This is a genomic window from Bartonella sp. AP11XZML (assembly GCF_042196445.1).
Taxonomy (GTDB): Bacteria; Pseudomonadota; Alphaproteobacteria; order Rhizobiales; family Rhizobiaceae; genus Bartonella.
The window spans coordinates 64,574-77,911 of record NZ_JBHIQF010000042.1 but is presented as its reverse complement, the minus strand read 5'-3'; the positions used below and the strand labels follow the sequence as shown (position 1 = coordinate 77,911).

Genomic DNA, 13,338 nt, shown 5'->3' with positions numbered 1-13,338 from the left:
TTATCTAAATGGTCAAAAAAGAGATCTTGTAGCAAGGATAAAACTTTGATGAAAAATGCAGGGCCATCACAACGGCAACTTAGAGTAGCAGAGCAAGTACGTCATGCAATAGCGCATATATTACAGCGTGATATTTTGCTTGATGATATCTTAAAAGATATTGTTATTTCTGTCTCTGAAGTACGCATGTCACCAGATTTAAAAATTGCTACTTGCTTTGTATCACCTCTCAGCACTCTTAAAAATGCTTCTCATACCGATGTTGTTGATACCCTCAATAAACATAGTCGTTTTCTCCGTGGAGAAATCAGTCATGCGTTGCGACAAATGAAATATATGCCAGAACTGCGTTTCCGACTTGATAATAGTTTTGATAATTTTTCAAAAATTGATGCCCTCCTTCGCTCGCCTGAGGTTGCACGCGATCTTCACCATAGTGATACAGATGAGGATTAAAGATATGGCGCGGCAACACAAGAAAAAAGGGCGTCCTGTTTCTGGCTGGGTCATATTTGATAAACCAAAAGGAATGAAATCAACAGAAGCTGTCTCACAAATCAAATGGCTCTTCCATGCTCAAAAGGCAGGACATGCGGGTACACTTGATCCTCTTGCTTCTGGTCTCCTTCCCATTGCATTGGGCGAAGCAACCAAAACCGTCCCTTACGTGATGCAAGGCAAAAAAACTTACCGTTTTCATATTGCTTGGGGGCAAGAGCGCTCAACAGATGATTTAGAAGGAGAAATAACGAAAACTTCTCTCATACGTCCAACACAAGAAGAAATACTTGCTCTTCTTCCTCAATATACAGGTGTTATTTTGCAAACACCTCCACAATTTTCAGCAATCAAAATTGCCGGAAATCGTGCCTATGATTTAGCGCGTGAAGGGGAAGTTGTTGACATTCCGCCCCGTGAAGTGGAAATAGAAACTTTCAAGTTATTAGAAATGCCTACCAAAGAGCATTCTATCTTTGAAATAACCTGCGGAAAAGGAACTTATGTGCGCTCTTTAGCACGCGATATGGGACGTGATCTCGGTTGCTATGGGCATATTGCTGATTTAAGACGTATTGCCGTCGCACCTTTTGATGAAGAAGATCTCATTACATGGGAGGAACTAAAAGCGGCCATTCCGCCAAATAAAAACACTACAGATGAGAATAATCGTTCTTTTGAAAAAAACTTCTCAACACTCGATGGGCTCTTAATTGACACAAGCGCCGCATTGGATTGCCTCCCTCACTATATCCTTAATGAAACTCAAGCACAGAGAATTATAAGAGGCCATTCTATCCTCTTGAATCATCACAAAGCACCTCTTGATGAAGAGGAAATTTGTGTCCTCTATAAGGAACAACTTCTTGCTATTGGCACTCTCGACAAAGGTCTATTTAAACCAAAGCGGATTTTCACAATTTAATCGATTCTTTTCCCAACCACCTTTTGCGGAAAGATATTTTTCTCTATCAATTAAGAAAAATATGGTGCTTTTCATTGTCTATATTTACCGTATTCATATCAAAATTTAAGTCAGTGCTATAAGCTAACACCACCACACACTTTTTCCTCTTAATGTCGCAATAATCCTTGCATTTAAAGGATTCATAAGAGGCTTTTTATTTCTTTTTCAATCGTTTTTTACTCATACTTTAGTCCTCGTTTATAATGTACAAGCAAAGATATGGACTGATCTACTCTAAATAGATTTGAAACGAGAAAAGCTTAAGATTTTCAGAACTATCACTCAACATGAAAAATGACAAGTAACCATTATAAATCAATTCATTAAATATTGAAACAGCAATTTTTTATGATTATGCTAACAAATTGATCGAAATAATATTAATATATGTAATTCTACAAAAACTGTTTTAACCCTAAGGGAGATGATCAGAGGAAACTTTTAAAAGCATCTCATTGGCTTGAGGTATTGTTTGGCGTTCAATCATGCGGTGCACTCTTATACCGTTAGGAGCACAATTTAAATGACGTAGACGCTTATTGACTTCTGCATCTGCTTTTGTACGACGATGATTATGGCGTAAATAATCTACCCATGTTGGCATATGATAAGCCTCTGTCCAATATTCAGGTCTTTCAAGATCTCGTAAAAGGACCCACTGACGCGCACCATCACGTAATCGAATATGGCGTCGACGCGTCATCACTTTGAGAAACTCTTCAAGATCATTTTCATGAATTTTATAATCGATCATTATCATGATCGGGCCACTTCTTGCTTTGAGGTCAAGTAATAATTCCGGCTCTCTAAAATGATCAAGAGGATTTAAATCTATCTGAGGAATTTCTTGAATTCTAAATTTTACCCCCGCAAGAGCACCAAAAATCAAGAATAGAGAACAAACGCTCAAAGCAATTGTTGGAGAATAACCATCAGCCAAAACTCCCCAGATTGCACTTCCAATAGCCATCCCCCCATAAGATGCCGTTTGATAAAGTGCTAAAGAACGTGCAACAACCCAGCGTGGTGTAGAGAGTTGTACAGATGTATTAAACAATGATAATGCCAAAACCCAACATAACCCTGCAGGAAATAAAGCAATATGGCTTATAATCAGTGAACGGCTTATTCCCAATAAAAAGCAAGAAAAGGCAAAACCAATAAATGCACTTGTAATAATTGTTTCTGAACGAAAATGATGCCGTACAACTGCATTAATAATACCTGCTGTCATGGCTCCTAACCCAAAACAACCGAGCAATGTACCATAAAGAAGGGCACTTCCTCCAAGAACTTTATGCGCAACAATTGGCAAAAGTGCTAAAATAGAAATTGCTCCTATACCAAAAAGGAACGCTCGAACCATAATACTCAGCAGATTAGGTGACATCGCAACATAACGCAAACCATCTGAGACAGCTCCCAACAGCCTTTCTCGTGGCAATGAGTTGTTTTCATAATTCGACTTCCAGAAAAACAACGCACCAATAAGAGGAATATAGCTTATAGCATTAAACAAAAAAGCAGCAGATGCCCCCAAAGTTGCAATGATGGCACCACCAATAGCAGGACCAACACTCCGCATCAAATTAAAGCCGACACTATTCAAACTAACAGCAGCAGGAATATTTTCCCTGCTCACAATATCTCCTATCGTTGCTTGCCAAGAAGGATTATAAAAAGCTGTACCACATCCAATCAAAAACGTAAAACATAACAAAAGCCAAGGTGTTAGAAATCCCATATAGGCTAAAACAGATAAACTCATCGATATGACCATCATCATAATCTGCGCACACAACATAATTTGACGCCGATTAAAATTATCAGCTAATGCCCCTGCCATCAAAGAAAACATAACAAGTGGTAATGTTGTGGCACTTTGAACTAGCCCAACCATGGAATGCGAAGAACTAATCAACGCCATTAACCACCCTGCTCCAACAGCCTGTATCAGCCCCCCTAAATTAGAAATAAGAGTAGATGACCATAAATTTCGAAATACCGAATTACGAAAAAGTTTTAATGTTGAAATGCTCTGCATCTTTTTCCTCCAAATCGGTATTTATCACTTTTGTTACCACATACACGCTCATAATCTTTGTATCAAAAGGATGCATAATTCTTTAAAAAACTTCTCATAAAACTCTATTTAAATCAATATTTCAAAACAAAAGCTTTTATTTAAAGAAAGACTTCAAAATGCTGTCAAGGACTAGTATTTTAACCTTCTTTCCTATATAAGAACGAAAATAGGTAAGAGTCTTCGACTTTTCCTGTTTTCTCACAGACCCTTGCTGAACGACATCTCGGCTATGGGTGACTTTATGTTTCTTCGTTTTTGGAAAGGATAATACGATGTCGATTACAGCTGAACGTAAAAAAGCTCTTGTCTCAGAATACGCAAACAAAGTTGGTGATACAGGATCACCAGAAGTGCAAATTGCTGTACTTTCTGAACGTATTTCTAATTTAACAAACCACTTTAAATCTCACAAAAAGGATAATCATTCTCGTCGTGGTCTTTTGAAGATGGTGTCTCAACGTCGGCGTCTTCTTGATTATCTTAAAGGAGTTGACCAAAATCGTTATCAGACACTTATAAAGAAGTTAGGTTTGCGTCGCTAAAAGAAAAATGGAAGTGGTATTAAAAAAAACACCCATTTTTTCAACGTGTTGCTTTTAATTAAAAATTTTAAAAACTGATAAGTTATTATGGGGTAGAACTGCTCATCGTTTCGCATTTAAGCGGTTTACTTCTCTTTTCTCGCAACAAAGATAAAAAGTATGTTGTCCACCCCAGATCTTGGAAGTATGCTACGCAAAACCAGAATGTGAGCAATCAAAGATTTAAACACTGGTCATTAAGGATAAAAAATGTTCAAAACGCACAAGATAGAAATTGAATGGGCCGGGCGTCCGCTCACCCTTGAAACAGGGAAAATAGCGCGTCAAGCTGATGGTGCAGTGATTGCTACCTATGGAGAAACGATTGTCTTAGCTACCGTTGTATCGGCCAAAATCCCAAAACCAGACCAGGACTTTTTTCCACTCACCGTTAATTATCAAGAAAAATCCTATGCTGTTGGTCGAATACCTGGGGGCTATTTAAAACGTGAAAGTCGACCAAGTGAAAATGAAACTTTGGTTTCACGTTTGATTGATCGCCCAATTCGTCCCCTTTTCGTTGATGGATATAAAAATGATACACAAGTTATTGTTTCCGTTATACAGCATGATCTCGAAAACAATCCCGATATCCTTGCGATGATTGCATCTTCTGCCGCATTGACCCTGTCAGGTGTTCCTTTCATGGGGCCTATAGCTGGTGCCCGCGTTGGCTATTGTAATGGACAATATGTTCTTAATCCTCATATCGATGAAATGCCTGAATCAAAACTTGATCTTGTTGTTGCTGGAACAGAAAGTGCTGTTTTGATGGTTGAATCAGAAGCACAAGAATTACCGGAAGATATCATGTTGGGGGCCGTAATGTTTGGTCACAAAGGCCTTCAACCTGTCCTTGATGCCATTATAAAGCTTGCTGAAGTTGCTGCAAAAGATCCTCGTGATTTTGTTCCTGAAGATCTTTCTGAGCTTGAAAAAGCGATGCAGAAAATGGCAGAACAGGATATACGAAAGGCTTACACAATTACTGATAAGCAAGAACGTTATGCTGCAATTGATGCACTAAAGACAGAAATCCTCAATAAATTTATGCCAGAACCAGAAAAAGACTGTCAATTTAGTGCAGATCAAATTGCAACCGTATTTAAACAGTTGCAAGCAAAAATTGTTCGCGGAAACATTCTTGATACCCAAAAGCGGATTGATGGACGCAATCTTTCTACCGTACGCCCTATCCAATCAGAAGTAAGTATTTTACCCCGCACACATGGATCAGCACTCTTTACCCGCGGAGAAACACAAGCGATTGTCGTTGCAACATTGGGAACTGGTGAAGATGAACAATATGTTGATTCCTTGACAGGAATGTATAAGGAAACATTCCTTCTCCATTACAATTTTCCACCATTTTCAGTGGGTGAAACGGGACGCCTTGGTTCTCCTGGTCGTCGTGAAATTGGACATGGCAAATTGGCATGGCGGGCAATTCACCCCATGTTACCAACGAAAGAATCTTTTCCTTATACCATTCGTGCTGTCTCAGAAATCACTGAATCCAATGGCTCTTCTTCTATGGCAACGGTTTGTGGAACCTCACTTGCTCTTATGGATGCTGGTGTTCCTCTAGCACGCCCTGTTGCTGGTATTGCTATGGGCTTGATTAAAGAAGGAGAACGCTTTGCTGTTCTTTCTGATATTTTAGGGGATGAAGATCATCTTGGAGATATGGATTTTAAAGTCGCAGGAACAGAAAATGGTATTACTGCCTTGCAAATGGATATCAAAATTGATGGTATTACCGAAGAGATTATGAAAATCGCGCTTGAACAAGCCAAAGGTGGACGAATCCATATCCTTAATGAGATGGCGAAAGCTTTAACCAGTGCACGTGCTGAGCTAAGTGAATTTTCTCCACGAATCGAAGTTATGAATATTTCTGTCGATAAAATCCGTGATGTTATCGGCTCTGGTGGTAAAGTTATTCGGGAAATCGTGGAACAAACGGGAGCAAAAATTAATATTGAAGATGATGGTACCATTAAAATTGCTTCTGCTGATGCTAAAACCATTGAAGCAGCAAAACGTTGGATCCATTCTATTGTCGATGAGCCTGAAGTTGGTGCTATCTACCAAGGAACAGTTGTAAAAACTGCAGAATTTGGTGCATTTATAAACTTCTTTGGTTCTCGTGATGGACTCGTTCATATCTCTCAGCTTGCATCAGAACGCGTCACCAAAACAACCGATATTGTAAAAGAAGGTGACAAAGTTTGGGTTAAATTAATGGGCTTTGATGAGCGTGGAAAAGTTCGGTTATCAATGAAGGTCGTTGATCAAACAACCGGAAAGGAAATCACCGGTGATAAAGCGATGAATGAAGAAAAGTGCGTGGATGAAAAAAAACAACCTGAAAATAAGCGCCGCCGAAAGAAAAAAGAAGAGTAAGTTTTTCCTCTTAAAGTATCATGAAATGCCATCCCAATATTGGAGTGGCATTTTTCTTTGAAAGAGTCATATGTGTTATTATTTTTGCCTTTTGAAAATCATGAACTCCCGTATCCTGATCCAAACCAGTGTTGGCTAAGTTTTGGTTTAACAGAAATCCCAGCTCCAGAATGGGCACAAAATTTAAAAGTTATTACGCCTTGGCGACCAGATTTTTTAAAATTTGTCGATACTCAATTTCACTGCTCTCCTCAAATAGATAAAACTTTCAGCTATGATGGTGCATTTTTACATTTGAGCAAATATCGTGGTTTGAACCAAAATTGTTTTCTTGATTTATTAGAATGCGTTAAACCCAATGGATGGATTGTAATCAGTGGGGATAAAACTGCTGGTGCTGCTTCAATGATGAAATGGGTCAAAACAATTGTTCCCATCACCAATAAATTGTCTAAAAATCATGGTCTTGTATTTTGGTTGCAAGTTCCTCAACAAATTGAGAGACATAACATTGCGCAATTGCGCTCACCACCGCTCACTTTTGGTAAATTTCAAACCACTTCTGGTATGTTCTCACACGGACGTATTGATCCAGGATCTGCTGCGCTTGCTTCTTATATGCTCAAAATTATTTCTGGAAAAACGGCTGATTTTGGTGCTGGATGGGGTTATCTTTCTCACGTTGCGCTTGAAAGAAGTGAAAAACTCACCGCTCTCGACCTTTATGAAGCAGACTACAACGCTTTGAGAGCAGCAAAACAGCACCTTAAATCCATAACAGCTCCTTTTCCAATTCATTTTTATTGGCATGACCTTGTACATGAACCTATCACAAATCTATATGACACAATCATTTCAAATCCACCGTTTCACACACAACAAACAACAGATGTTGTATTAGGAAAAAATTTTATTATAAATGCTGCAAAGTGCTTAAAGCCAAGCGGCAATCTGCTTTTTGTTGCAAACCGCCACCTGCCTTATGAAACATTATTAAAAAATATTTTCCGCACAGTGTTGATACATGAACAAGCCCATGGTTTCAAAATTATCGAAGCACGCAGATAAACAGAACAAGCAATAACTTTCAAAGAATAAAACGTGAAAGATCGATATCAGCAGCAAGCTCGCCAATAGATTTTCTCACGTAAGCAGCATCAATTTTAAACGATGTTCCAGCTTTATCAGGTGCAGTGAAAGAAATCTCATCCAAAACGCGCTCCATCACTGTTTGCAAACGACGTGCCCCTATATTTTCAATCCTTGCATTTAAATCTACAGCAATATCTGCTAAAGCATCAATTGCATCATCGGTAATTTCCAAATGAACCTCTTCTGTTGCCATAAGAGCAATATATTGTTTAATCAAACTAGCTTCTGGTTCCGTTAGAATGCGCCGTAAATCTTCCCTTGTTAAAGGGTTCAGCTCCACACGGATGGGCAAACGTCCTTGAAGTTCCGGTAATAAATCAGATGGCTTGGAAACATGAAATGCACCTGAGGCAATAAAAAGAATATGATCTGTTTTGATTTGCCCATATTTTGTAGCAATTGTTGTTCCTTCAACCAAAGGCAAAAGATCCCGTTGAACGCCCTCACGCGAAACCGCAACACTTGCTCCACCATCCCTGGTTGCAATTTTATCAATCTCGTCGATAAAAACAATACCGTCATTTTCAGCAACACGAAGCGCCTCTTGAATAATTTGCTCCTGATCAAGGAGTTTTTCAGATTCATCATCAATGAGCGGTTTAAAAGCATCCCTTACTGTCGTCTTACGGACTTTTGTACGACTGCCCATTTTGCCCAAAATATCTGATAAATTCATAATACCCATTTGTGCCCCAGGCATACCAGGAATATCAAAGGTTGAAGCACTATTGCTATTATTATCGGCGACTTCAATTTCAATCTCTTTCTCATCCAATTCACCTTCACGCAATTTTTTACGAAAACTATCACGGGTAGCAGGACTTGCTGTTTTACCAACAAGGGCGTCTAAAACGCGCTCTTCAGCATTCACGTGAGCCTTTTCTTTTATTTCATCCCGTTTCTTTTCACGCACAAGAGAAATGGCAATTTCAACAAGATCTCGAATAATTTGCTCAACATCACGTCCCACATAACCAACTTCAGTAAATTTAGTCGCTTCTACTTTAACGAAGGGTGCTCCAGAAAGTTTTGCTAATCGACGTGCAATACCAGTTTTACCAACTCCTGTTGGCCCTATCATTAAAATATTTTTTGGCATAACTTCTTCACGCATCGGCTCATCAAGCTGTTGCCTACGCCACCGATTGCGCAGTGCAATAGCTACAGAGCGTTTGGCATCATTTTGGCCAATAATAAAACGATCAAGTTCAGAAACAGTTTCACGAGGGGAAAATACAACACACATTTAAATAGCTTTCTCTAAAGAAGATAATTCTGCATCCAATGTTTCAATCGTAAAATGATCATTGGTGTAAACACAAATTTTAGCGGCAATAGCCATAGCTTTACGAGCAATAGTTTCTGCATCCAAATCCAAATCCATGAGTGCACGCGCTGCTGAAAGAGCAAAATTTCCTCCAGAGCCAATTGCCATAACCCCATCTTCTGGCTCTAAAACATCACCAAGCCCTGTTAGAGCCAAAGTTACTTTCTTATCAGCCACGAGCATCATTGCTTCGAGACGACGCAAATAGCGATCTGTTCTCCAATCTTTTGCAAGTTCCACACAAGCACGCATAAGCTGATCAGGATATTGTTCAAGCTTTGTTTCCAATCTCTCCAGTAATGTAAAAGCATCTGCCGTAGCACCTGCAAAACCAGCAATAACCATTCCGTTCTTTCCAAGACGACGCACTTTACGTGCATTGCCTTTCATAATTGTCTGTCCAAGAGAGACCTGACCATCACCGGCCATCACGACTTTTCCACCTTTTCGTACCGTAATAATTGTTGTACCATACATTATGTCTGGCTTATGTTCTGTCATAAGGAAACTCCTTAATATTAACTTTACTTTTTAATATTGATTTCTTTTCATACAATGTAAAACTCAATTCCTATTGTCCTATTTAAGAACATATACAGCAAAACACAATGATTCAGCACAACTCAATTTGTTGAAAATGGAAAAATGATATCATTGTTGTCAATGTAAATTACTGCTAAATAGCTTTATATAAACAGTTTGTGCTTTTTAGAGGAAAATTATGAAAAAAATAGCCATAGGGACCTTAGGTGGAACAATTGCAATGACTGCTGATAGTTTTGGTCACATGCAACCGACTTTAACTTCAGATAACCTCATAAAAAGTGTTCCTGATTTAAATAACGTTGCTGATATTAATGCACAAACATTAATGCAAATACCAAGTGGATCTTTATCGTTTCAAATGCTTTTTGAAATAATTAAGTGGGCAAAACAACAAATAACCGCTGGTGCAGAAGGTATTGTTTTAACACAAGGGACTGATACTCTGGAAGAAACAGCTTTTTTTCTTTCTCTTTATTGGAAAGAAGCCGAACCACTCATCATAACCGGTGCTATGCGCATGCCTCATGAAGCAGGCGCCGATGGCCCCGCCAACATTTTAGCAGCCACTCGTGTCGCAGCAGCCACACAAAGTCGTAACAGGGGCGTTCTCGTTGTCATAAATGATGCAATTCATTCACCTTATTGGCTCTATAAAAGCCATACAGTCAAAGTCGAAACATTTCAATCAGGTCTTGCAGGTGTTTTAGGAACTATTTTAGAGCGAAAACTTATTTATTTCAATGATCGAAAATTTTTCCCAAAAACGTTTGATCTTCCCCAAAACCATGATCATCAAATTGCACTCCTCTATTCCTCTTTATCATCTGATGCAAAATTAATGAAACTATGCCTTGAAAGTGGGTATTATGCTGGAGTTGTTATAGCTGGTTTTGGTGCAGGACACTGTAGTTTTCAAGAAGCAGACCTTGTACAACAATATGCACAAAAAATACCAATCATTATTGCTAGTCGTTGTTGTAATGGCTCAACAACTCGTATAACTTATGGCTATAAAGGCTCCGAAATCGATATGATTGCTTCTGGTGCTCTCATGTCTGGTTATTTATCAGCCGTAAAAGCGCGTCTACTTTTATGGACTTTTTTGGCGCAAGGGCACTCATTAGCACAAATCCGTGCAAACTGGAATGACTGGACTATAAGTTAATGAAAAATGATCTACTATCTTAAAAGAAGAGAGCATGCAAAACAAAATTTACTTGAAAATGAAGCCGCTCATCTGTCTACTCTTAAATCAATTGCTGCTGCAAAAAATTCTCGACCAATACAAATGATTGATACGACTATACAAAAAATTAATCAGAAAGATAATCTGATCAAATCCGTTTCTGACCGATATTCACCTTATCGCGTTTTTACTGCACAAGAATGGTCAGAGTTTCGTGCAGACACACCTCTTACTTTGACTTTTGATGAAATTAAGCGTTTACGCTCTATTGATGATCCTATTGATCTTAAAGAAGTCCAACGCATTTATCTTTCTTTATCGCGTCTATTATCATGCCATGTTGAAGCAGTACAGGAACTTTTTCACAAACGTCAGCAGTTTCTCCATCAAGAAGAGAGTAGAAAAACGCCCTTTATTATTGGAATTGCTGGTTCTGTAGCTGTAGGAAAATCAACCACGGCTCGCATTCTTCAAGAACTGTTGAAAAGATGGACATCTAGCCTTAAAGTTGATCTGATCACGACGGATGGTTTTCTCTATCCTAACGCAATCTTACAGCAAAAAAATCGAATGAATCGCAAAGGATTTCCTGATTCCTATGACATTAAAAAGTTGCTGTACTTTCTTTCGGCTATAAAAGCAGGTATCGGAAATGTCCGTGCCCCGCTTTACTCACATATGATCTATGATGTTCTAGAAAATCAGACTATTACCATTGATCGTCCTGATATTTTAATTGTTGAAGGTATTAATGTATTACAGGTCAGTGATCTTCCTAAAGATGGGAAAGCTATTCCTTTCGTATCAGATTTTTTTGATTTTTCAATCTATGTCGATGCCGAAACAGAAGTCATTCGTCACTGGTATTTGGAGCGCTTTAAACGTTTGCGTAAAACAGCTTTTCAAAATCCTGAATCCTATTTTCATCGTTATGCCCACCTCAATGAAAAAGAAGCTTCAAAAATCGCTGAGGATCTTTGGCAAACGATTAATTTAAAAAATTTACAGGAAAATATATTGCCAACACGACCACGGTCCAATCTCATTCTACGAAAGGGAAAAAATCATTTGGTCGAATATGTCGCACTTAGACGACTATAAGGATCTCATAACTATGCAGCACCACCACATTCATTTTACCTCAACACGTATCGATAACAGTTGCTCTATCATCTTGGTAAACCAAAGAACTCTTGCCAACTTATCACTTGATGCGTCAACAACAGCATGGATAAAAGTTAATGACTTTACTGGTAAAGCAGGACAAATACTCTTTATTCCTCACGAAACCGGGCATTTAAAAAAAGTTTTATTTGGAATTGGCAATGGTAACGATCCTTTTATCACAGGAGTTCTTGCTCAAAAACTTCCTGCTGGTCAATGGCATTTAGAAGGTACAACCTCTGATGAAATAAATACCTATCTTGGATTGGCATTCGGTAGCTATCAATTTAATCGCTATCGTCAAAATTCTTCTTTCAAATCATTATCTATCCATGTCAATGAGGCTATTGATCTTAATGAACTCCAACGAATTTATGAAGCTGTCTTTTTCGTCCGTGATCTCATTAATATTCCAGCCAATGATATGAACCCTGATACTCTCGAAAAAGAAGCTCGAAAACTAGGAAAAACCTATGGTGCTCATATCAAAAGTATTTGTGGAGACGATCTCTTAACCCATAACTTTCCGATGATTCATGCTGTAGGACGAGCAGGCAGCACTGCACCACGACTGATTGAGTTACTCTGGGGGCAAGAACACCATCCTAAAATAACGTTGGTGGGCAAAGGCGTAACTTTTGATACTGGAGGTCTCGATATTAAATCAGCCAATAACATGTTGCTTATGAAAAAAGACATGGGGGGTGGAGCAAACGTTTTGGGATTGGCTAAACTTATCATGGATGCAAAATTGCCTTTCCGTTTACGCGTTTTGATTCCAGCTGTAGAAAATGCAATTTCTGCGAATGCTTACCGACCAGGTGATATTCTCAAAAGTCGTAAAGGTTTAAGTGTTGAAGTAGGTAATACAGATGCTGAAGGGCGACTTGTCCTTGCCGATGCACTCGCCTATGGTGATGAAGAAAGTCCACAATTCATGCTTTGTATGGCTACTTTAACAGGGGCAGCGCGTATAGCATTAGGACCAGATCTTCCCGCATTTTATTGTAATGATTCAATATGGGCAAAACAAATTTCTGAATCTGCTCACGCTGTCTTTGATCCTCTTTGGCAAATGCCCCTTTGGAAACCTTACCAAGAGATGTTATCATCACCAATTGCCGATCTTAACAATGTAACTGGAAATAGCTTTGCTGGTTCTATAACGGCTGCTTTATTTCTTAATTCTTTTGTTGAAAAAGCTGAACATTTTGCGCATTTTGACCTTTATGGATGGGTTCCAAAAGAAAAACCAGGATACCCTATTGGTGGATCAGCACAAACTATTCGTGCCCTTTATAATATTTTTAAAAATGAATTTTGACACAAATATCCACAAAAATGGACAATTTTGCAGCTTAAAGAATAATTGGTCTTACACTGTGTTCTTAGTTTTGTTTGAGGATAAAAACCTTACCAATACAG

Annotated in this window: 11 protein-coding genes; 8 read left to right on the top strand and 3 right to left on the bottom strand. The window is 38.7% G+C overall.

Annotation, left to right across the window (positions count from 1 at the left end):
- Positions 1 to 48: 48 nt before the first annotated feature.
- Both rbfA and truB read left to right on the top strand, forming a co-directional pair.
- Positions 49 to 456 (top strand): 30S ribosome-binding factor RbfA, encoded by a 408-nt coding sequence (gene rbfA, locus ACFIMG_RS03740; RefSeq protein ID WP_375613309.1) that lies wholly within the window; start codon positions 49 to 51, stop codon positions 454 to 456.
- 4 nt (positions 457 to 460) lie between these two features.
- Complete coding sequence (gene truB, locus ACFIMG_RS03735; RefSeq protein WP_375611817.1) at positions 461 to 1,423, top strand: tRNA pseudouridine(55) synthase TruB; 963 nt, start codon at positions 461 to 463, stop codon at positions 1,421 to 1,423.
- A gap of 457 nt (positions 1,424 to 1,880) precedes the next feature.
- Here truB and ACFIMG_RS03730 read toward each other — a convergent pair whose 3' ends face one another.
- The gene (locus ACFIMG_RS03730) at positions 1,881 to 3,509 is read right to left on the bottom strand and encodes an MFS transporter (RefSeq protein ID WP_375678516.1); all 1,629 of its coding nucleotides are present in this window, start codon (positions 3,507 to 3,509) and stop codon (positions 1,881 to 1,883) included.
- Positions 3,510 to 3,823: 314 nt separating this feature from the next.
- Between ACFIMG_RS03730 and rpsO the strand changes: the two genes are divergently transcribed.
- The 3 genes from rpsO (at position 3,824) to ACFIMG_RS03715 (ending at position 7,606) form a co-directional block, all read left to right on the top strand.
- A complete protein-coding gene (rpsO, locus tag ACFIMG_RS03725) occupies positions 3,824 to 4,093 on the top strand; it encodes a 30S ribosomal protein S15 (protein ID WP_375613306.1) in 270 nt (89 codons plus the stop codon).
- A gap of 249 nt (positions 4,094 to 4,342) precedes the next feature.
- The gene (gene pnp, locus ACFIMG_RS03720) at positions 4,343 to 6,538 is read left to right on the top strand and encodes a polyribonucleotide nucleotidyltransferase (protein ID WP_375678517.1); all 2,196 of its coding nucleotides are present in this window, start codon (positions 4,343 to 4,345) and stop codon (positions 6,536 to 6,538) included.
- 72 nt (positions 6,539 to 6,610) lie between these two features.
- Positions 6,611 to 7,606, top strand: coding sequence for a class I SAM-dependent methyltransferase (locus ACFIMG_RS03715; RefSeq protein ID WP_375678518.1), 996 nt, complete (start codon positions 6,611 to 6,613; stop codon positions 7,604 to 7,606).
- Between the two features lie 19 nt (positions 7,607 to 7,625).
- Here ACFIMG_RS03715 and hslU read toward each other — a convergent pair whose 3' ends face one another.
- Positions 7,626 to 8,936, bottom strand: a complete 1,311-nt coding sequence (gene hslU / locus ACFIMG_RS03710) for an ATP-dependent protease ATPase subunit HslU (RefSeq protein ID WP_375678519.1) — start codon at positions 8,934 to 8,936, stop codon at positions 7,626 to 7,628.
- A complete protein-coding gene (gene hslV / locus ACFIMG_RS03705; RefSeq protein WP_375678520.1) occupies positions 8,937 to 9,518 on the bottom strand; it encodes an ATP-dependent protease subunit HslV in 582 nt (193 codons plus the stop codon).
- 220 nt (positions 9,519 to 9,738) lie between these two features.
- Between hslV and ACFIMG_RS03700 the strand changes: the two genes are divergently transcribed.
- The 3 genes from ACFIMG_RS03700 (at position 9,739) to ACFIMG_RS03690 (ending at position 13,237) form a co-directional block, all read left to right on the top strand.
- Positions 9,739 to 10,728 carry an asparaginase gene (locus ACFIMG_RS03700; RefSeq protein WP_375678521.1) on the top strand — a complete coding sequence of 330 codons (990 nt, stop codon included), beginning with the start codon at positions 9,739 to 9,741 and terminating at the stop codon, positions 10,726 to 10,728.
- A 123-nt stretch (positions 10,729 to 10,851) separates the two neighbouring features.
- Positions 10,852 to 11,850: a type I pantothenate kinase gene (gene coaA, locus ACFIMG_RS03695; protein ID WP_375678546.1), complete on the top strand. Its 999-nt coding sequence runs from the start codon at positions 10,852 to 10,854 to the stop codon at positions 11,848 to 11,850.
- Positions 11,851 to 11,863: 13 nt separating this feature from the next.
- The gene (locus ACFIMG_RS03690) at positions 11,864 to 13,237 is read left to right on the top strand and encodes a M17 family metallopeptidase (RefSeq protein ID WP_375678522.1); all 1,374 of its coding nucleotides are present in this window, start codon (positions 11,864 to 11,866) and stop codon (positions 13,235 to 13,237) included.
- The last annotated feature ends 101 nt before the right edge of the window (positions 13,238 to 13,338 follow it).

Excerpts from the sequence above, each read along its gene's own strand:
- rbfA (WP_375613309.1), top strand. The coding sequence starts at position 49 with ATGAAAAATGCAGGGCCATCACAACGGCAACTTAGAGTAGCAGAGCAA.
- truB (WP_375611817.1), top strand. The coding sequence starts at position 461 with ATGGCGCGGCAACACAAGAAAAAAGGGCGTCCTGTTTCTGGCTGGGTC.
- ACFIMG_RS03730 (WP_375678516.1), bottom strand. The coding sequence starts at position 3,509 with ATGCAGAGCATTTCAACATTAAAACTTTTTCGTAATTCGGTATTTCGA.
- rpsO (WP_375613306.1), top strand. The coding sequence starts at position 3,824 with ATGTCGATTACAGCTGAACGTAAAAAAGCTCTTGTCTCAGAATACGCA.
- pnp (WP_375678517.1), top strand. The coding sequence starts at position 4,343 with ATGTTCAAAACGCACAAGATAGAAATTGAATGGGCCGGGCGTCCGCTC.
- hslU (WP_375678519.1), bottom strand. The coding sequence starts at position 8,936 with ATGTGTGTTGTATTTTCCCCTCGTGAAACTGTTTCTGAACTTGATCGT.
- hslV (WP_375678520.1), bottom strand. The coding sequence starts at position 9,518 with ATGACAGAACATAAGCCAGACATAATGTATGGTACAACAATTATTACG.
- ACFIMG_RS03700 (WP_375678521.1), top strand. The coding sequence starts at position 9,739 with ATGAAAAAAATAGCCATAGGGACCTTAGGTGGAACAATTGCAATGACT.
- coaA (WP_375678546.1), top strand. The coding sequence starts at position 10,852 with ATGATTGATACGACTATACAAAAAATTAATCAGAAAGATAATCTGATC.
- ACFIMG_RS03690 (WP_375678522.1), top strand. The coding sequence starts at position 11,864 with ATGCAGCACCACCACATTCATTTTACCTCAACACGTATCGATAACAGT.